The organism is Prolixibacter bellariivorans ATCC BAA-1284, from assembly GCF_000621705.1.
Classification (GTDB): domain Bacteria; phylum Bacteroidota; class Bacteroidia; order Bacteroidales; family Prolixibacteraceae; genus Prolixibacter; species Prolixibacter bellariivorans.
On the sequence record NZ_JHXO01000015.1, the window covers coordinates 5,107 to 26,784 of the forward strand.

At 41.5% G+C, this 21,678-nt stretch carries 15 protein-coding genes; all 15 read right to left on the minus strand.

Annotated elements, in window-relative coordinates; all coding sequences use genetic code 11:
• Positions 1-383: 383 nt before the first annotated feature.
• Entirely contained in the window at positions 384-1,055 is a 672-nt protein-coding gene (locus T426_RS0118740) for a hypothetical protein (protein ID WP_025866340.1), read from the minus strand.
• A gap of 113 nt (positions 1,056-1,168) precedes the next feature.
• On the minus strand, positions 1,169-1,510 hold the full coding sequence (locus T426_RS0118745) for a four helix bundle protein (protein ID WP_027586112.1): 342 nt from the start codon (positions 1,508-1,510) through the stop codon (positions 1,169-1,171).
• Positions 1,511-1,753: 243 nt separating this feature from the next.
• Complete coding sequence (locus tag T426_RS0118755; protein ID WP_027586113.1) at positions 1,754-2,773, minus strand: right-handed parallel beta-helix repeat-containing protein; 1,020 nt, start codon at positions 2,771-2,773, stop codon at positions 1,754-1,756.
• A gap of 373 nt (positions 2,774-3,146) precedes the next feature.
• Positions 3,147-5,450: an ABC transporter permease gene (locus tag T426_RS0118765; protein WP_025866146.1), complete on the minus strand. Its 2,304-nt coding sequence runs from the start codon at positions 5,448-5,450 to the stop codon at positions 3,147-3,149.
• Positions 5,451-5,482: 32 nt separating this feature from the next.
• Positions 5,483-7,873 (minus strand): ABC transporter permease, encoded by a 2,391-nt coding sequence (locus T426_RS0118770; protein WP_025866147.1) that lies wholly within the window; start codon positions 7,871-7,873, stop codon positions 5,483-5,485.
• 16 nt (positions 7,874-7,889) lie between these two features.
• Positions 7,890-10,211 (minus strand): ABC transporter permease, encoded by a 2,322-nt coding sequence (locus T426_RS0118775; RefSeq protein ID WP_025866148.1) that lies wholly within the window; start codon positions 10,209-10,211, stop codon positions 7,890-7,892.
• Between the two features lie 112 nt (positions 10,212-10,323).
• Positions 10,324-12,639 carry an ABC transporter permease gene (locus T426_RS0118780; protein WP_025866149.1) on the minus strand — a complete coding sequence of 772 codons (2,316 nt, stop codon included), beginning with the start codon at positions 12,637-12,639 and terminating at the stop codon, positions 10,324-10,326.
• Positions 12,640-13,484: 845 nt separating this feature from the next.
• Entirely contained in the window at positions 13,485-14,186 is a 702-nt protein-coding gene (locus T426_RS0118790) for a tetratricopeptide repeat protein (RefSeq protein WP_025866150.1), read from the minus strand.
• Complete coding sequence (locus T426_RS0118795) at positions 14,183-14,785, minus strand: zinc-ribbon domain-containing protein (protein ID WP_025866151.1); 603 nt, start codon at positions 14,783-14,785, stop codon at positions 14,183-14,185. Before T426_RS0118795 ends, T426_RS0118790 begins: the two co-directional genes overlap by 4 nt.
• Before the next feature lie 22 nt (positions 14,786-14,807).
• The gene (locus T426_RS0118800) at positions 14,808-15,368 is read right to left on the minus strand and encodes a hypothetical protein (protein ID WP_025866152.1); all 561 of its coding nucleotides are present in this window, start codon (positions 15,366-15,368) and stop codon (positions 14,808-14,810) included.
• 105 nt (positions 15,369-15,473) lie between these two features.
• Positions 15,474-16,541 (minus strand): hypothetical protein, encoded by a 1,068-nt coding sequence (locus T426_RS0118805; protein ID WP_027586115.1) that lies wholly within the window; start codon positions 16,539-16,541, stop codon positions 15,474-15,476.
• A 5-nt stretch (positions 16,542-16,546) separates the two neighbouring features.
• Positions 16,547-17,344: an AIM24 family protein gene (locus tag T426_RS24295; protein ID WP_025866154.1), complete on the minus strand. Its 798-nt coding sequence runs from the start codon at positions 17,342-17,344 to the stop codon at positions 16,547-16,549.
• A gap of 11 nt (positions 17,345-17,355) precedes the next feature.
• On the minus strand, positions 17,356-19,866 hold the full coding sequence (locus T426_RS0118815; RefSeq protein WP_025866155.1) for a zinc ribbon domain-containing protein: 2,511 nt from the start codon (positions 19,864-19,866) through the stop codon (positions 17,356-17,358).
• Positions 19,867-19,889: 23 nt separating this feature from the next.
• Positions 19,890-20,327 carry a zinc ribbon domain-containing protein gene (locus T426_RS0118820; protein ID WP_027586116.1) on the minus strand — a complete coding sequence of 146 codons (438 nt, stop codon included), beginning with the start codon at positions 20,325-20,327 and terminating at the stop codon, positions 19,890-19,892.
• A 508-nt stretch (positions 20,328-20,835) separates the two neighbouring features.
• Entirely contained in the window at positions 20,836-21,426 is a 591-nt protein-coding gene (locus T426_RS0118830; protein WP_025866264.1) for a hypothetical protein, read from the minus strand.
• Positions 21,427-21,678: the final 252 nt, after the last annotated feature.

Here is a 21,678-nt window from a genome sequence, read left to right on the forward strand (position 1 = left end):
CGCAACCCATCACAAGGCCAACGGTCTTGCCGCAACAGCCCATGGCACCGCCATGGGACATAATCCGATAGATTTAGAATGTGGTCGCGAGCCAATGTAGATTGAAACGGTCAGGAAGTTTCGACCGTAATAATGTAGAGCCAGATTGAAATGCAACCCATTTGGCTAAAGCCAGGAGAGTGTTTCATGCACCTGTTCCCCGGGCTAAAGCCCAGGGCAATTGAGAACGCCAGAACAACAGTAACAACAGTAACGACAGAAACAATATCAGTTACTGCAACCTCGAAGCGTAACCTGAAACCTGAAACCTGAAATGGTTTAACAGCGAAGCTGAACAACAGAAACAACACTAACTACCGCAATTGCACAGCTCCCCTTGGAAATCAATAAACGATTTCGTGTTTGCTATATTCGTTTCTGATTCTCACCAATTTTTGATTGTTGAAAAACAATCTTACGGACGATTTACCGACTTTGCCCGAACTGACATCTTCCGTAAAACTAAATGCCCATTCGTCGTAATTAGCCATGTCCGGGTCGAAAGGTCTTTCCAGTGACTTGTCGGGGAGGGTGATCTGATAATCACTGTAAGGAGCGGTCTGGCAAATTGCCAATAGCTTTTCATACATCGTGTCAATCGGGTCATCGACATGGATCGTAATTTCATCAGGTGTATCCTTAGGCCATGCAGAAGCATCATCCAGCAAAGCGCCACCGGTTTCGATAGAACTCACTTTACCCTGATCAAATTCGATAAGAGCCCGCTCTGTAACGCCCGATGTTGTTTCCAGGGTAACAGACCGGTAAAAGCCAAAAATATTCTGAATGTCTTCGGGGTTTGAATAAGGCTTTCGATACACAATGGCTACAGCGTCAAATTGTTTCTCGGTCCCCAGTTCCCGGAGCTGGCTGTAAACTTCTGCCGGAGAACTCCCTATTTGAAGTGTCCATTTTTCTCCGCTGGTTGTGTTTTCTATCCGGGGAAAGTCGTTGTCCTTCTCACAGGAAGCAAATAAAAACAAGGCAGGAATGGCCCATAATATCAGGTTTTTCATGATTGGTTAGATTTTAAGTACTCTTCAAAGAGTATATTTCCCTCAGTTTGGTTGCGTGAAATCTTATAATTAATAATTAGTAATGAACAATGAATAATTTATTGTTTTGAGCACTATTTTATAATCGAATACAGTAATCTGAGTAATTCGTTGAGGTCATTCCTAATGGAATTAAATGACTCTACTTCCAGATAACCAGTATCTTTTAATAATCTTAACCAGTAATCAGTTTCGCGGGCTTCTTTATAGGCAACACTCATTTTAGCCCTAAAATCAGCTTTCGAGATACCACCAATCGCTTCTTCTATATTTGCTCCAACAGAAGTCCCACTCCTCAGAATCTGCTTACTCAGAACAAATTCTTTCTTTTCAGAAGACAAATGCTGGTACATTTTGACAATCCTGACAGCAAAATTGTACGACTTGGTTAATACTACATTCTCATTTTCACTCATTATTCATTGTTCATTACTAATTATTAGTTACTCATTACAAGTTACTCATATCATAAACTTTCCACCGGATTCCGGGTGACTGCCTCCCCGCTTTATTTTTATTGTTTTTTTAATTGATTACCAGATTGGCTCCTTCTTTTGCCAATGTTAATGCAATGTTCCGTCCAAGCCCATTTCCCGAAGCTCCTGTTACAATTGTTGTTTTGTTTTTCAGGCTCATGAGATTCTTTTTTAGTTACTTAACTATGGGCGTTTAAATATTCCGGCATTCAAATCGTAACCTGTTGCCCCAGGAACAATGTGTAAATGTGCCTGAGGAATTCTCTCACTATTACATTCAACAAGAGATATATTGGCTTTCTTATCGATATTGTTTTCAGTGAATTTCTGCATACTCTCCGTTATTCCGGTATTTCCCCAATTGCCCCTGAGGTGTTGGTTCCCTGAAATTATTGAATTGGATATTTTGAATTCTGTTTTACTGTCTGGGTCGCCAATCCAGAAGTAATCGCAATTGCTTACAATGTTATTCTCAAATTTCAGGTTTTCATCGTTACCCATCCATAATGCACTTTCATACGCATCGTATATAATATTGTTGCTGATAATAGAATTGTTGATGTTTTGGAATAATAGAATAGCATTTCGGCATTGGTAAAATACATTATGATTGATATTTATATCTGTTCCATGTGCCCAAACCCCTCCCTGAATAATGCCTGAATTTCTATCGCCAATAAAAACACATTGCGAAACAACAAGGTGCTTTAAGTCCGGATTTTCCCTTGTAATTGGATAGTAATATCGAACCAGGGGGTTTGCATTACCTAAAAATTTTATTCCCCTGAATTCAACGAAATCAGAAGCAACCAAAAAACCAGTTGAATGTTGAAATTGTGTTTCTGAATTATTTGCCGAAAAAGATACAACAACCGGCATTTTCAAAGGTGTCCATAATGAATCGTCCGGCAAGATGGCTGATTCGATTATCAATTTTGAGTTTTCATTGAGAATCCGAACAGGGTTAATATCGATTCTGTTGGATAATATGTATATCCCCGGCATCACTTTTATTGTAATGTTGCCCTGTCCGGTCAATTCATTTGTTATTTCAATTGCTTGCTGAATTGTTTTAAGAGGCGTGGTAACATTCCCTGAATTCATGTCATTTCCGTTTTTGGAATCGACATAGAATACCTGGGCATTATTGATTTGGCTAAAAAACAGGGAAATGATTAATAGTAAAAAGAGTTTTGATTTCATGGTTTGTTGCTTAAAAATTAGTATTCAATTTTAAAATAGAAGTAGTTCGGCAAAAACACTTTTCGGTCGGCATGAGTTTTCTTTTTCCATCTAATCATATCGTAAACTTTCCACCGGGTTACGTGTAGCAGTTTTCCAGCTTTGCCAACCGTTTTACATTTAATAATCAACAATGAATAATTAGTAATTGACTGTTACGCGCATGATTTCACCTTACTCAGAACACTTTTTTTTAGAGGACAAATGCTGGTACATCTTGACAATCCTGACAGCAAAATTGTACGACTTGGTTAATACTACATTCTCATTTTCACTCATCATTCATTGTTCATTACTAATTATTAATCACTCATTATTAATTACTCATTACACGTTACTCATATCTCAGCGCTTCTATCGGATTCCTCGTCGCAGCTTTCCAGCTTTGCCAGCTCACGGTTAGCAACGCAATTCCCAGTGCCAGCAAACCTGCTAAGGCAAAAATCCACCAACTCAGGGTCGTTTTGTAGGCAAAATTCTCCAACCATTTATGCATGGCAAACCAGGCAATAGGTGTTGCAATTACAAAAGCGATGGCAACCCATTTCACAAAATCTTTATTGAGCATGGTCATCACTTCGGAAACTTTGGCCCCGTTCACCTTGCGGATGCCGATTTCTTTAATCTTTTGTTCAGCCAGTGAAATAGACAATCCCAGAATACCCAAACACGCAATCATTATGGCAATCGCTCCTCCGATTCCTACCAGTGTGCTGAATTGCTCCGCCGATTTATATTGTTTATTATATAAATCATCCTGAAAATTATACTCGAATACATGTTCCGGGCTGAACCTTTTCCACACCTTTTCGATATTCCCCATTACCTCTTTTGTATTGGTGGCATTAACTTTTAAGTTGATAAGGTTGTACCTGTGATCTCTGAAATAAAATAGAACCGGTTCGACCGGATATTGAGGAGATTGAAAATTGAAATCTTTCATCACACCAATTATGGGATAGATTTTCCCGTCCCTTTCCATGGTTTTCTCAAGTGGGTTTTTGATGTTGTATTGTTTTACCGCTGTTTCATTAATTATGTAACCCTTGTCCATTTCGTCTTCCCGGAATATACGTCCTTCTTTCAGTTTAATGCCCATGAGATTGAAATATCCAGGCTCAACGTCATTCACCTTAAATGCTTTGCGACCGCCATCCATTTCATTTACCCAATTCGACCAGTCTTGCCCCATACTATTTCCTGAGTAGGCAGCCTGTAGTACTCCCGGAATTTGAAGCAATTCGCTTTTGAAAGTTCGTTGTTTTGATTGCAAATCGTCGTTTAGCTTAATGCATACAATTTGTTCGGGAGAAAAACCCAGATCCTTGTTTTTTAAATATTGAAGCTGTTTTACAATGAATAATGTCCCGGCTATCAAAATAATTGAAATGACATACTGAAAGGTTATCAGTGGTTTACTAAAAAAAGTTTTTTTAGAGAAACTGTCCATTTTATTTTTCATCAGAGAGATAGACTGGACAGAGTTTATATTAATAGCTGGTAACAAACCGGTCAGTATTCCTGTCGCAAGAATTAGTACGGCAATGATAAGTAGATTATGTGGCGCATAAATCATACTAAAATCAATTGTTTTGCCGATTAAATTATCGAAAAAGGGTTGAATACTTTTTATGATGATTAAAGATAATCCAAGGGCTATGGATAACAGTATGACGGACTCGACCAGAAACTGAATGACTAAAATGCTTTTGGCGCATCCAAATAGTTTTTTTATTCCGACCTCTTTAAACCTGATTTTAGTTCGTGAATTGGTTAGGTTGATGAAATTGATTCCTGCCAGTATAAAAAGCAGTACCGCAATAGAGAAGAGAATAAACAGAACAGCTTTACTTCCGTGCTGTGTGTTTCCCTCATAATACAAAGGCGCGGCAAAATATAAATCCTTGAGGCTGGTTAATTGAAATTTCTGATAGTTAAACTTTTTCAAATCGCTGTTCAGTCTTTCTTCGGTTTGGGCTATACTTAGCGAAGGTTTTCCAACAATATAAGTAAAGTAACTCCACCCGTCTTTTTGCTCAAGAATCTTGGGGTAGGCTAACTCTTTCAAGCTTTCAAGAGTCGCAATTGCTGTAAATGGCAAATGAAAATAATCGGGATTTTCAACCACCCCGGTTACGGTAAAAGGGTACTTGTTTTTTAAAAGAATTGTTTGATTTAAAGGATTTGTTTTCCCAAATATGCGTTCAGCCTCTCTTTGGGTAAGTACTATTGAATGCCTGTTTTTTAGTGCGTTTTCCGAATTCCCCAGTAAAAAATTAAAGTTGAATGTGCTAAAAAAGTTTCCATCAGCCAATCCTATATTATCCATAAGATAGACCTGACCGTCATAACTGACTTCGTGTTCTTCCATTTTCACCCGGGTGACGTCCTTGATATAACCCGATTCATCTTTCAGAAAGTACCCGATAAACGATGGCATGGTCGCCCAGTTTGTTTCTATCCGGTAAATTTTATCACGATTATTTATCTGGGTGTCGTATTTTTGCTCATTTCCAAAATAAACCAGTATAATGAGGATTGATGTAATTGAAACGGTCAGTCCGAGGATATTTATGAAATTATAAATCCTGTTTTTCCATAAATATTTAAAAGCTGTTCTGAAGATATTTTCAATCATGGCTAAATAGTTAGGTCATTATTTAAACGCTTTTACTCATATCTCAGCGCTTCTATCGGATTCCTCGTCGCTGCCTTCCAGCTTTGCCAGCTAACTGTGAGCAGAGCAATTCCCAACGCCAGTATACCTGCCAGGGCAAATATCCACCAGCTTAGGGTAGTTTTGTAGGCGAAATTCTCCAACCATTTATGCATGGCAAACCAGGCAATAGGTGTTGCAATCACAAAGGCTATGACAACCCATTTCACAAAGTCTTTATTCAGCATCGTCATCACTTCGGAAACCTTGGCACCGTTTACTTTGCGGATGCCGATTTCTTTAGTCCTCTGTTTGCTCCGTAGTAACGCAATGTTGAAAAGTCCCATTAACGAAATTAGTAAGGTGATTAACGTAAATAATCTGATTAACCTGCTTTTTGTATAATCATCTTCGTACATCATTTTTACCCGGTTATCGAGAAACTCTGTCTTTAGAGGTTCATCAATAAAAAAGCTTTTCCATGTTGTTTGTATACTGGCAATTGCACTTTTAAAATCTGAATTTGCTTTTAGCCTGATATTCAAATAACCTTCTTTTTGTTGGTCGAGATAGAACAACACTGGTTCGGTTTGATTACGCAGAGAGTTCAAGCAAACATCTTTTAAAACCCCAATAATTTTTATCCCTTGAATTTCTTTTCCGACAACAGGAGAGGGGAACCCAAAAAAATTGACGGCAGCTTCGTTGATAATTGCCGATTTAAGATTATCATCATGATAGCTGTTATTGAAGTTCCGGCCTTCGGTAAGTTCCATTTTCATTAATGGGATATAATCGTAATCTACACCCATGCTGCTAACGATTTTTGTTACTTTTTTCCCCTCCCGGTCAACCTGAAAATGAAAGCTACCCAGTACTTCTCCGGGAGAATGTTCTGAGAATGCAACTGATGCGATATTTGGGTTTCTCTGTATTTCCTGTTTTAGTGACTTGACTGTTTCCGGACTACAGATTGTTTTGTTAAGTTTTAGCATGACGACGTTTTCTTTATCGAAGCCCATGTTGCTTTTGGTAAGGAAAGTGAGCTGTTTGCTGATGGCTATGATTGAAATTAGCAGCATGATAGATAAAGAAAGCTGGACAATCGTAGATAACTGTCCAAAGTTTAATTGTCCCTTATTTTGTTTGAATTCATCTTTTTTTAAAAGGAGTTTTAACCCACTTTTTTTCGATTGATTGAAAAACGGGATCAATGACGATAAAAATGAAAATACGAGCAGTAATCCTGCAGCTAAGAAAATGGTTATATGCAATGGCAACAGGTTGGAGTGGATGAGTGGTAGCTCGTTTAAAAGCGGGACAGACAACCGGTAAAGAATAATTGCTAAGACTAATGCTACAGCGATAACAACCATTGAGTTAAGAAAGAATTGCAGGAAGATGCCGACCTGGCCTGCCCCTATAATTTTTCGTATACCTATATTTTTTGACTGTACAATGTTTTGGGAAACCAGGAGATTTGAATAATTAATAAACGCAATTGCTAAAATAAACAACCCGATAACCATAAAGATATAGGAATAGGTGCGGTTTCCTTTTGGATAGTCGTAGCTCATATTGCGTGAGAAGTGCAGCGATTTTAGTGGAATAGCAACCGGGACAAATTGTGCATTAATGGCTTTCCCGAAAGAGGACATATATTTCTCGTAAAACGGTTGGAAGTTGTTGGTGATGCTTTCAATTTTCGCGTTTTTCTTCAGTAAAACAAATACATAACAGGTAGGCATCCAATAACCTTCAGATATCTTTATTTTGGGAATTCCGGTTAAGTCATTCCATTGGTTTCCCATCGAGAACAAAACGTTTAGTTTATGATGGGAATTGTCGGGACTGTCTTTTACAACGCCTGCCACGGTTAGAGGTGTGCCGTCCCTTACAATTGTCTCACCTAGCGGATTCTCATCTCCGTATATTTTTTTGCTCAAGCTTTGGTTAATTACAATTTCATCGGGTTTTCGAAGCGCATATTTCGGATTGCCGTAAATAAAATGGAAGGTAAAGATATTGAAGACCGATGAGTCAGCAGTATAAGCTTCTTCAACCTCAAATATCCCCTTGGGGGTTTCCAGTTTAACCGATTGGTGTACAGGAACCAGGCGGGTATAGGATTCGACTGCCGGAAATTCGTTTTTAAGCCCTGGCCCCATTAGCGGGCCGAGTACTGCATGTGTCATGGTATTTTCGGCTGCAACAATATCCCCGCTAATTCGGTAAATCCGGTTAGCTTTTTCATTTTGGGTGTCATAACCTCTTTCAAAGCTTACGATCGAGTAGATGTGAAAGATTGCGGCAAATGCGATGGTTAAACCAATCAAGCTAACTGCCGTGTTGTTTTTCCTGTTAAGCAGATTGTTTACTGCTTGCCTGAAATTTAGTTTATTCATGGTTAGGTAATTTTTGTTATTCGTATCGCAACGCTTCCACCGGATTTCGTGTGGCTGCTTTCCACGATTGGAAAGAAACAGTTAGCAGGGCTATTCCCAGGGCCAATATGCCGGACAGGGCAAAAATCCACCAGCTTAAAGTGGTTTTGTATGCGAAGTTTTCGAGCCACTTATTCATCGCAAACCAGGCGATTGGTGTGGCGATGATAAAGGCAACGACTACCCATTTCACAAAGTCTTTATTGAGCATCGTCATCACTTCGGAAACTTTGGCCCCGTTCACCTTGCGGATGCCGATTTCTTTTACACGATTTTCTACCATATTTAAAACCAAACCCAGCAAGCCGAGGCAACATAAAAACAAGGCTAACCCGGCAATAATGCTGATTGAATCTGCCAGTTTTTGTTCCTTTTCGTAGAGTTGAGCAATTATGTCGTCGTAAAACTGGTAATTGAAAGGGTATTCAGGAAAGAACTCTTTCCACGTTTTTTCAATAGTGGAAATGGTTTGCGGAATGTTTGTTCCGTTTATCCGAAAAGTTACATTCGAAATGTAGTTGCTTACAGGCTTGAACATTACGCCGCTTAACTCCTGGCGCATCGACATACTGTTAAAGTCTTTGACTAATCCTATTATCTGGTAATCTCCGATTTTTTCGTTTAGCGGATTTTCAAAACCACATTCCCTTGCAAGTTTTTCATTTATGATGCATACATTTTTATCAGAATCGAAAAAAGTCCTGCCTGCCACTAGTTTCATGTTCAGTGTATTAAAAAAACCGGTGTCACAATCAATATGATTGTATTTAACATCGTGACCATTAATTTCGTGTTGGCTGTAAGAATGAATCTCAAAAGGCACTCCATCAGATAATGTCAGTTTCAGGATTTGCGGACTTTTTAGCAATTCACTGGCATAAGTTTTTATGGTTTGTGGATTTCTCACCGAATAATGGATGTCCTGTTTAATTAGATAACTCGTTTCGAAGCCGGGGTTCTTGTTCTTCAGATAATCGATTTGCTTAAAAATCATCAAAACGGACGCAATTAAAGTGATTGCCGCTACAAACTGAAAAACAAGCAGGACTCTTGAAAAAGAGCTAAGACGCATTTTCCCGACGATTTTCCCCTGAAACAAACTTATTGGACTGATTCCTGAAAACAACCAGGCCGGATATAATTCGATAAAGAGAAATAAGATAATTATTACCCCCAAAAATGGGACTAGATAGGAAATATCGGTTAAAATACTGAGGTGGAAACCGGAACCTACCAATTGATTAAAATAAGGCAAAGCCATAACAGATAGCATAATGGCGACAGAGAAAGACAACAAAAGAACCAATCCGCCGGATACCGCGTAATACCTGAACATATTATTTCGATGCGCACCATTGACCTTTAGGATACTCACTGTTTTCGATTCAGCACTCAGGTTCGATAAACTAAAGTTAATATAGTTGATACCTGCAATAATTATTACGACCAGAGTTATTGAAAACAATAGCCAAATCAATGACTTATTAAGATGACTGACTCCGGCATCCTTATAGGTATTGTTCCTGAAAATATCAGAAAGGGGTTGCATTTCAATGTCCGGGGTAAAACTGTACCAGGGGAAATTGTATGTTGCTTTAATCTGTGCCGCAACACTTGCCGTATCTACCTTTTTATTCAGTAATAAATAGTAGCTGTAAAGTTTGACTTTCCATGTGCCGTTTTGGTTGCCAAAATTACCGCCACTCCATGGCAGCTTGTCGGTGTAAAGCGAAACAATTGCATCGGTTTTAAAATGCGATTTCTTTTTTATATCATCAACAATGCCCGAAACATAGGCAGTTGTGACCATGTTTATTTTAACTGGTTTTCCGAGCGGATCTTCCTTTCCAAACAGTTTATCGGCAAGCGATTTGGTTAATACGATTTTATTTGGCGCATCCAGAAGGTGCTGTTTCGATCCCGCTAAAATGGTGTAATCAAACAGGTCGAAAAAAGTTGAATCGGCAATAGCAAGGTTATCAATTCTTTGTACAATATCTTTCGAAGTTAACATCGACCCGAAAACATTAACCCGACAGGCTTTCTCGATGCCGGTTACACCGGTCAAAAGCGTACTGTAATATTGGTCATCCAGCCTGACCTGATTTTTCGGAGTGTTTACAAGCCGGTAAATTCGCTCATAGTTGCTTTGATATTTATCTGAACTGGTTTCGTAAGCGTAGTAAGCAGAGGTTAATATAACCAAAGCCAAACTTACAGAAAGGCTGACTACCGAAAAAAACAGGAATCTTTTTTGCCTCAGCAAAGCCCGGATGACCAGTTTTAATAGGTTGTACATGGTTAGTTCATTTTTATTTAGTTTGTTTTTTTTAATTTTCTGAATCAGGATTAAATAGACATTTTCTCAATTTTGTTTATCCTTTGGTTCTGCCCAACCTGATACCGACATTTTACTCATATCGCAAAGCTTCCACCGGATTTCGTGTGGCTGCTTTCCACGATTGGAAAGAAACAGTTAGCAGGGCTATTCCCAGGGCCAATATGCCGGACAGGGCAAATATCCACCAGCTTAGGGTCGTTTTGTAGGCGAAATTCTCCAGCCATTTATGCATAGCAAACCAGGCAATAGGTGTCGCAATCACAAAAGCGATGGCAACCCATTTCACAAAGTCTTTATTCAGCATCGTCATCACTTCAGAAACCTTGGCGCCGTTTACTTTCCGGATACCGATTTCCTTGATCTTTTGCTGAACAAAATAGAGCGACATGGCAAACAATCCCATCACCGAAATCAGGATTGTCAGCAGAGTGAAATATTCAACCATCTTGCCGATTCGGGTTTCACGGTCGTACCACTGGTTGATGCTGTCGTCCATGAATTTCATTTCAACAGGCAAGCCATGGGTAAATTTGGTGTAAGCTGCTTTTATTTTCTGTGTGGTCTCAAAGGTATTCCGGCCCGAAACCTTCACCATAATGCTCCAGGCTGACATTTTGGGTGACATGATTCTAAAATAAACGGGGCCAACTTTTTCTTTCAGATTACGAAAATGAAAGTCTTTTACAATGCCGTAAACCGGAGTTTCTTTATCGAAAAGCTTAACTGATGTCGGGTTGTCCGGCAAATCCAAATCCTTTACAGCAGTTTCGTTCAGCAGTATGGCATTGGTCGAATAAGCTGCCCCTGTCAGGTGCACATCCATTCCCATCATCCTAAAATAGGAGGTGTCAACCTGAAAAACCTGGAAACTCAATGGTTTATCATGGTAGGTAAACGAGTTGTTGTTGCCTCCGTCAACCGGATTGCCACGAACAAAACAAACATGTTTCACGCCTGGAATGGCCATTAATTCCGACTGAAAAGAATTGCGTTGATTATTGGCAATGGTATTGTTTATAATTAGAATGTTGTCTTTGTTGAACCCCAAGTCGAAGTTGCGCATAAAACGGGTCTGTTTGTTGATAAAGATGGAGCTGGTAACCAGAACAATAATCATGAAATACTGGAAAGCAACCAGTCCTTTGGTATACGATTGTTTGCTTTTCATGCGGAAGGCTCCTTTGACTACCGCAATGGGATCGAAACGTGCAATGGTTAGAGCGGGAATAATGCCCGAAATTGCTCCGATAATTATTGCTCCGCCAACGAGCAGCCCCAGAAATTGCCAGCTGAACGAAGTATCTAAATTGAGATGGGTGTCGAGTAGATGATTAAATATGGGCAGAACGATGAAACTCAGCAAAAAGGCGATAAAGAATGAAATGAGTGATAAGAAAATCGACTCGAAGGTATACTGAGCTAAAATTTGACCTTTTCGGCTACCCATCAGTTTTTTGATGGCAATCTCTTTGCTTCGGGTTCCCGATTGAGCGATGGTAAGGTTAATATAATTTAGTACCGATAGGAAGAGGATCATGAAAATAATGGCCGAAAGCACAGTAAGCAATGTTTTGCTGTTTTGCCTTACTCCTGGCGAATACGATTTACTGAAGTATACATCGCAGAGCGGCTCGAAATTAACTTCTTTAACCGATCCGTTTTTATACATCCAGTTTACATCTTTAAACAGTTTTAGTATTTTGGGAGCTTTGTCTGGCAGGTTGGTATTGGGTTTTTCCATTACGTACAGACCAAACGAATTGTTGTTATAGGTCGTGAGTACCTGTGGATATTCCCACATATCGGCCAGCGACGGGAAATCGACGAGGGCATCCTGTTTGGCGAAGTGCGTGTTCGCGGGCCATTTATCCAATATTCCACCGACTTTGTAATCAACCTGATCGTTGATGTTGACTATTGAACCCAGTTCCGGAATTTTTCCAAATATTTTCAGCGCATATTCTTTGGTCAGGACAATCGATTTAGGTAGAAGTGCTGTTTCCGGGGTTCCTTCTATCAGGTGGAATGAAAACATCTTGAAAAAACAGGAATCTACCATCAGGTAGCTGATTTTCATCTTTTCATCCTTGTTGGTATAAGCATAACCTTGCTGATCGTATGTGCGGGTAAAATATTCCATTTCCGGGAATTTCTCCATTAGTAATGGCCCGCTTGGTGGCGCAAATCCCGAATAGTCGTCATGAGCCAGCCGGAATATGCGGTTTTTATTCGCATTAAACTCATCGACTGAGTATTCCTGTTCGAGGTAAACACTTAACAGAATAACAAACATGAGTGATATGGAAAAGCTGATGATGGTAATGGCGGTGTACAGCTTGTTTTGACTCAGGTGTCTGATAAAGGTTTTGATATTCTTTAGAAACATAATTTCTCCAGATTAAGTAGCGGGTAAAGGCAGTTGTTACAGGGCTAATTTTAATTGATTTATTATTTCGAAAAGCTAACAGCGCTTCGTTATTTTCATCTCCGTTGCAATGAGTCCCTGATTAGTGTATGCATCAAATAATAAGGGAGATTCAGCAACTATTCGTGGAACATCAAATTTTGTTCCTAATCACATAATGAACGCCCGGAGAGCACTTTGCATAAATTTAAAATTTCAATGTTGAATATTTTTTTGACAATCGTTGTAAAATATTTCAACATGATGATGCCTGTTTCCGGCAATAAAAGCGATTGCAGCCAAAGAGACCGCGAAGTGAAACCTGAAACCTTCAAATCAATGAATAATTAGTAATGAAAAATGAGCAATAAAGAAAAGAATAAGGCTGTACTTCAGAGCGTAATCTGTAACCTGAAATTTCCTCACGTGCGGCGCAACAACACCTCCGTTCCAATCATCTTCCGAATGTGCGCCTCTGGTTTGTCGTGGTATCCTGACCCCGGAGCCTGTCCCGACGACCGTCGTGGGTGGCGTCATCACGACATTCGTCGTGTCCCGATGTCCATCGCGGATTCCCCCGGGCTGTGGTCTTTCAGGCCTTCAGCCTGACAAACACGGCAACTTCCAAGCGCAACCTGAAACATAAAACCTGAAATGGTGTAGCCGCGCCGCCCAACAACAGTAACAACAGGAACCATAGGAACAACAGAAACGACAGAAACAATATCAGTTACTGCAACCTCTGAGCGTAACCTGTAACCTGGAACCGCGAAGCACAACAACAGAAACAACAGCAACCGCGAAGCGTAACCCGTAACTCTCCTTCGTCATTTCTTCGAGCGAACATATTTTACCCTCAAATCGACCAGCCGGTCCGACAGTTTCTCGCCTTCAGGGGTCATAAACGAGAGTTTATTTCTTTCAAGCGACAGTTGATAGGCGCGTTCACATTCTGCCAGGGCATTTTTGATATCGCCTCTTTCCTCAAACACTTTGCTCATCAGGTCGTGCGCTTCCGGCAGGTTAGTATTGAATTTCAACGCTTCCAGTGCATCTGCGTTGGCTTCTTCATCCCGGTTTAGTGCAAGAAACGTTAATCCGCGTTGTGTGTGATAATAGGCGCGTGTGGTATTGGAGCTGTTTTCCGGTAACAGGTTCAATCCTTTGTTCAAGTCGGGTAGTGCCTGTTCATTCTCACCAAGTTGATGTTGAAGCTCCCCCCGGAACAATAATCCACCGACATTTTCGCTATCAAGCGACAAGAGCCGATCGAGGTAGTCTTTGGCTTTTGCCTGCCAGTTCATTTTTGCGGCAGCACGGGCCTGCAAAAAATAAGCCTGTACTTTCCGGTCATCGTCGGAGAACGCCCGGTTTGCCCGGCGTGCCTTGCGAAGCGCCTGGTCCATGTCGCCACTACGGTAAGCCAGTCTTGCCTGGGCAAACTCCTGTTCAGCATCGATAAAAAATATGCTTATAACAGTAATGACGACTGCCAGCAGAAAGGTAACTATGCGAACGAATTTTATCATGACCTTTTTTTGTTAGTCGTCAGCGGTAGCGAAACGAGCATAAGAAAGAACATAAACGAGATATCGAAAAACCAGAGAAAGGCCCAGAATCCGCCGCTTAATCCTTCCGAAAAAGTTTGATGAACGACGCCTCCGGTGGAGAAAATACCGAAAACGGATTCGGTGGTGTCTCCGTTCCAAACCCGGGCTACCCAGTTGAAGGGATCGAATACCGGTTGGGCCACTCCAAAACCGATTGCCTGAGCAACCATAAAGGAGAAAAAGAGTAGGAGAGCCATTTTAAACCGAATATCAGAAATGGCTTCCAGTTGATTGGGGGCTGCTTTTTTTACCATCCAGGGAATCAGCAAACCGGCAATTACGCCTTGTATGAGCACATAATAACCAATCCAATAACGAATCCAGCCAAAAACCAGGCCCGTTACCCCCGCAATCAGTAGCCACTTGACTAACGATGCCGTGGATATGCCTCGGGGTTCAGCGGTCTTTACCGGCTTTGGCGCAGTGGCTGCCGTCTTTTGCGGAGCACCGCAATGCTGACAAAATTTATCCTCCTGGCTGATTGGTTTTCCGCACTGGCTGCATGTTGATGATTTCATCGTATCTGATTAAGTTGAAGCGTTATTTTAACAGCGGACAGCCGCAATTCCGGCACACATCTTCATGAATATCGTGCAAAAATGCGCAGGCGCTACAAAAGATAATCGTATCGCCCGATTTGTCGAACTTTTCATAGGTATTCAATCTTCCGTGATGCCGTACCTTGTCGCCGATTTTGTAATAGTTATAAACCGTTTCGTCGTCCTCGTCCCTTATTTCGTGTACTTTCCCGTTTTCGCTTTTTATCAAAACGGTGAATACGTAGCGTTCGGCTTTTCCATCACCGTACCCAATGTCTTTGGTGGTTTTTTTTATTTTTTTGTCGATAACCACACCGTCCCACGTACGGTTGTTTGAAGTTGATTTTCCTGAAATGAACCCGATCAGGATAAACAGCAATCCGATGCCCATCCCGATTTGAAGCGCCTCGGGGTTGTCCATCTCGTCGCTTAATGCGCCATAAAGGGAAAATCCGGCAATTGCCAGGGCAGCAAGAATCAACGAAAACTGAAACTTCCAGTTTCTGGTGTTCCTCAGGTACTTGTCAAATGACTGGTCGTATATTTTGTTCGAGTACGGCATCTTTTTTCATTGAGACGATTTATGGCGGCTGACGGTAAACCGCGTTTGTGCAACGGAAAAGATTACGTCAACGATGAACTCCGGCACACGGGATTTGAAAGCAATCTATTTCACCCTTTTGTATAGCACATTGGTTTCTATGGTTCTTTTTCCATACCGGGTATAATAACTTGTAATTTCACTGTTGTCCGGCGAAATGGTATAATGGTATACATAGCCCTGGTCGGCACTTGAACCATTGGTTGTGGAAGGAAAGACTTTAAAATTCATTTTTCTGCCTTCAAACCGGCCTTCACCTTTGTAGCTTTTCCAGGTTCCTGTGGCGGCGTCGGGCCACGATGCGATGACCACAAATTTGTCTCCATCTTGCCAAATCTGTAACCTGCCAATTTGATTTCTGCTGCCATTCGCACTCCAGCTTCCAATCACATTTATGGGTAAAGAAGTTTGCGTTGAACTACTGGCAGCTGTTGAGCCGGAAGAGCCTGTTTTTGTACCGTTCCATTTGCTTGTTGGCGCGTCGTTGTTGTAGCCCCATTTACCGGTAAAGGCTGAGAAGTCGTTATTGAAAACAAAAACCAATTTCCCTTTCCCATTGGTTTGCGTCCAGGTTCCGGTGAGTGTGTGGCCCGAAAGTGTTCCATCGATTCTTCCGCCGGCATGTTCGTACGTTCCGGTGACGTGATTTCCCGAAATGGTCAGCGTCATATTCTTGAAATCGGTAGAATAAACCCCTGCGATTTTACTGTTTCCTGAAACAGAGGAAACGGGTGTGGAACTGGTACTTCCCGCATTTGAACCGCCTGCTATTTTTGTACCGTTCCATTTACCGGATGGCGTGTCGTTGTTGTAGCCCCATTTACCGGTAAAGGCTGAAAAATCGTTATTGAAAACAAAAATCAATTTCCCTTTCCCATTGCTTTGCGACCAGGTTCCGGTGAGTGTATGGCCCGATAGTGTTCCATCAACCTTACCTCCCTTAAATTTATAGGTTCCGGTTACGTGGTTGCCGTTAACGTACAATGTGAGTTCGTTAAAATCCGATTTGTAAACACCGGCAACACTCTTCGGAAACTGTGCGGATGAACCGGGTTTTGTAGAAATATTTTCCGCTTTTGCGTTTACCTGGAAACAAAAAACGGTGACGAAAAGAAAATAGATTAGTTTTTTCATGGTTTTTAGTTTTTACTTAGGTTTTGGATTTTATAGTCAATATTCCGCACGACACTGATTAACGTATTGAAATAGTTGTCAACCGGGGCAATCAGGACTTTTCCGGTTCCGGTAAAAGAATTCACCAGGCCTTCGCCGGAAAGTACCGTAGAGAAAATCCCGCGGGATGCTTTGGTTACTTTCAAATCGATGCCTGATGTTCGTGCAACGGCAAAACGTCCGTCAACCACCAGTTTGTCGTTGTTCAATGTAATTTCTTCGAGCGGACCGGCCGATGTAATGATGACTTTTCCTGTTCCGGCGACCACCGTTTGAATCCACTTTTCGCCCGAGAACATGGCACTGATAGCCCGGTTGGTATAAGCGCCAATTTCTACATTTATCTCGGAAGCATAGTAGGCGCCCTGGTCCAGTATCCACTCGTCGTTTTGCAGGTCGAGAATGGTAAATTCGCCGAAGGATGGTTGAAGAAACACCGTGCCGGTTCCGGAGATGACCGGTTTGATGATTTTCTCTTTGGTAACCATCGATTTGAACATTTTCCCTACGCTGGGGACATTCGATTCCAGTTCCAGGTTGCCCTGCATGTAATGCATGGCGCCGGCTTCGTATCGAAACGATGCATTTACCAGATCAACCTTCACCATGTTTAAACGCTCGCGGTTAACGACATCGAAAGTTACTTGCCCGGCAGGGGTTTGTGCTACCGGTGCAGCAGTTTGTTGCACAACCGGAGTTCCGCAGTTCCCACAAAAAACTGCTCCGGCTTTTATTTCATTTCCACAATTTGAACAGTAGGCCATAGTTTAGTTATTTAGTTGATTTTGGTTCCTTTTACGTCTTGTATGTTGACCCAGAAATATTGACCGGAAGGGGAGTAGGCAAACATCTTTCCAATAAAATGCGACTCGTCGGTTAGTTTGATTACAAAATTTAATTGAAACCCCTGTCCGGTTCTTGTTACAGTGAATAAGTCGCCTTTTCTTTTATAACTGAAGTCTCCCTTTTTTAGAAATTCAATAAGTCCATCATCGCCCAGATTTGTAAAACCGGCTGTATTTTTGGCAAACGACGGGTTTTTCAGATAAGAAGATATGCCCTTTTGGATGACATCTTCGGCTTTAGCTTTTGAACTGACCTGTTGGGCGTCGCCATTTACGGTGCCCTGTGGCCTAATCATCACCCGCCACTGGCCGTAAGGAAAATCAACAATGGTGTTAAATATTACATGCGTTACCTTTCCCGCAGGTTTGAGTTTTACAGCTGCTTTAATTTTCTCAAATTTTCCATCCTCCACTTCATCCGGGATAAACAGCGTAGCGTTAACAGGAGCTCCGGCTCCAATGTATCCGGCAGCCGTGCAGTAAAAATCCATTTTTGCATCTTTATTCAATACTCCCTGCCACATTTTTATCATCTCTTTTCCGGCAACATCAAACGCTACTTTAAACTGTTCGTATTTATCTGGTTTTTCATCTTTATCCAAAGCTACTTCGCAACTTAACAGGCGCTCGCGGTTGAGTTCTTTTGCAAGTGCAGCACGCTGCAGGCTAAGTTCTTTTCTGGCTTTGTATATGTATTGCTTTTGCAAACTCTGTAATAAGGCCTGTGTGTATTGTAATATTTGCAACCTGAAATCGGCAGAAAGCTCATCTTTCATTTTCTTATTCAAGCCTCCACCCGCTGAAAATATCGGGCCGACTTCAGACTGGATGAGGGCTATTTCTGTTTCATCGTCCCAGAAATCAGCAATATATTTCGCTATAATACCTTCAACAACCGATTCAAATTTGGAAGGATCATTGGCTTTCTTCATTCCAGTCACTATTTGCTTTTTCCACCAATAGAGATTTCTATTCTTTTTCCTTTGTCTTTTCTGATAATTGTCCCAAATGGTTTCGTAAAGGGCTTTTCTTCCTGCCCAGGCTTCATTGGCAAAAGTGGTTAACGAATAGTCGATGGCAAATACTCCTATCAGTGCCAGGTTCATAGCACGGGTATTAAACCCTTTCGAAACGATCGTATTTAAAAAAGTTTTATAAATGCCTACCTGGGCCGCTTCAACTTTACCATTGTATGCATCGAGCGCTATCTGAATAACTGATAATCCTATCCCTATATTTCCGGCAGCTTCGCCAATTTTAGAAAGGCCGCTCATTCCTACTCCATTTTCCATAAAAGAGAGACCCGTACCCGCTAGCCCGTAGACATCCATTACCGTATTCCAACTTAATATATGGTAGTCTTTGTTTAATGTTTTGCTAACCCGTTCGGCATTGTACCCTTCGAGTATCGATACGGCGTCGTGTGAAGCAATGGTTCTGAAATATTGGTATGTTTCGGTAGCCACCGTGTACATGGGATCAATAATCAGGTTCGTTCCATTGTACTTAATTACATTAATTTCGAAAGGAGATAAGTGGTCGGTAACGATTCTTACTTTATTGATTTCAGGTTCGTAAAATGCCATTACCGGTTGCCAGGTTTTATCTTCCCCCGACATAGACAAGCACTGGATGTCATCCTGCGACGAAAAATTAGCAGGCGGAGTCACCAGAATTTCAATAAAATCATCAAACTGGTGTAGGTTCCCCAGGCTAACATCTATAGCGATATCCGATTTTTGTCCATTCGGCAGCTGAACCGGTTTGAGTTCTTTCACAACCAATTTTTCTTCCTTCGGCAATAATGCAATGGGGAGTATGACGCTAATGTCATCGGTAGCTTTTATTGTCACTTCTGACGTATCGGTATTGACAAGCGTTTCGACTAAAAGGTCTTTGGTTTTAAGTTGCACGGATTTATTTGCCTCCTTCTTCCGGTTTTCAGGAAGATGACTGACATCACCCGGTTCAATATCAACAATGCCGGGAATATTGGTGTTGGTCAGTCGTTCTGGCTTTTCGTCATCCGGAAGATTCCAGATAATAACCATGCCTACCACCAGTAAAACCAATAGAATAAGCATGCCTTTTCCCAGGCAACCCCGTTTTTTCTTTTGATGAGGTGGTGTGACCGATGGTGGAGGAATTGTTCTATTCGCTTTGGATGGATTTGGTTTGGGCCCCGCATCGATAATTTTTCTGCCCTCTTTGGTATACTTGCCCTCCTTTTCCCCGGGTTCCGGTTTTTCTGTTTTGGCTTCGTTTCCTGCTGGTCGGGCAGAAAGGGGTGCCCCGCAACCGGAGCAGAATTTCTCATTTTCCGCTAACAGTCTTCCGCAATTGGGGCAATTGGCTTTTATTGCAACCTGTTCGGTTCCGCATTTGCTACAAAAGCGGGTGCCCGCAGGATTTTCATTTCCACAGTTTGGACAGAAAGGCATAGCACTAATTATTACAGATCCATTTAGTCGTCATGGTCGTCAATACCATCATTACCGTAATCGTCATCATAGTCAAAATCGGCTTGTCTTTGCTTTGTTGACTTTATTAACCCCTTCTTGCTTTTTCGCCAGATAAGAGCGCCAAAAATGGCCATTACGGTAAATCCGAATAAAATATTACCAAGTTTCTCTTTGGCGTTCGGATCGGTTTTAATCCATATAATCAGTGCAATTGTTCCGATTAAACCGATTATAATCATTGTGTTCCTGATTTTCTTTCGTGTTCCTGCACCTTTCCCTTTAACCATGGTGCCTGAGTAATTCCCCGACGACGAAATGGTTTTCGTTGATGAAGAAGCAGATTGTTGTTTATCTGACGGAATAGGAGAACCGCAGTGAGGACAGAATTTATCGGAGGGTTCAATGGGATTGTTGCATTGTGTGCATACGATTTCACTCATAATGAAGGAAGGTTAGGTTTAGTTAGCATTAATAGAACGTGAAGACAATAAAATTATTTTGAACTATTGTTCACGCCTGCAAACATAAATCTACAAAAAATTGATGGATAAAGACTACTTAGATGCCTAAAGCATAGGTCGATTATGGTGAAAAAACAGGTGCTCGTATATTTCAATGGAATCTTGCGTGTCATTATTTCGCAAAACAAGCCAGGAAACACAAGGGGCACAGCAAAGGAGACTACAAAACGGTCACAGTTGACTAAGCATACTCACTGTCAGTGGTTCTGCACACTGATTGTGATCATTCGCTACATATCCCAGCCCATGAAGATGTTTCCCTTTTCATTGTTTTGTTTACGGCACACCGATAAAAGGGGTGGAGGAATAGGTATCGCAAAATCACTGCAGGTTTCACCTAAAAACAAGGGTGCTCTATTGTCCGCCCAGGTTCGGTTTTGGGTGAGATCACGTTAGGTTTGGAGTAAAAGCGGGCGTGGTTTCAGTTTTAGTCCTTTTTCCCGGTGATTTGGCGTAACCGTGTCAGTACTTTATTGCCTTCGTCGAAGAGTTTACGCCATTGTGAATCTCCGTATTCAATATTTTTCAGTTCCTCCTGGGCATAGTAGGTTCCCTTGTTGGTCAGGAAGTAAAAGCCTACACAATCCTTGTCCGGAAGCAAGGTCGTCTCCGTTTTTTTTCCTCGTCTAAAATAGAGTTGTCCGTGCCTGACAAAGGGAAGGACGGCTCTTCGAACCTTTCGGTGTTGTCCACCACTGATAATGCCGCCACCTGAACTTAAATACAAACTGGCATCGCCTGATTGATACGAAGCTACTGTCAACATACCATCACCTGCATCCCAATCCATGACAATACCATACACGTACGTTCCTCGTCCCGTGTTTTTGGCTTCAACCAGCTCCGGAGTTACTCGTATGGCCATTTTTCGTAATTCGTGGTAACGATTGACTGATGGTCCCGTCTGTTCCTCGGCTCCGGCCATATGTTGTGTGTACGTCTTTTTAGGGGATGGGAAGGCGAAGAAGAATCCCGTAACGACAACCAATATTACGCTAATGATGATGTAAATTGCCATATGCTCTGTATTAGTTCGTCCAATTCTAAAATGCTATGCTTCCCCAAATAATAATCTACCACCAGATGTGTATAACAGATTTATGTAGCACTATGTCCGGACCAGCCGTGTGCAAACGCCATGTTCCGGATTTTGTCACCGGGCGACTGGTGTTAAGTGTCAAATCATTTCCATCTGTTCGTCTTTCAGGCGTTCAATTTAGTAATTATTGTTTAGAATGGTTCAAAGTAGTATGATTTTATGACAGAAAGG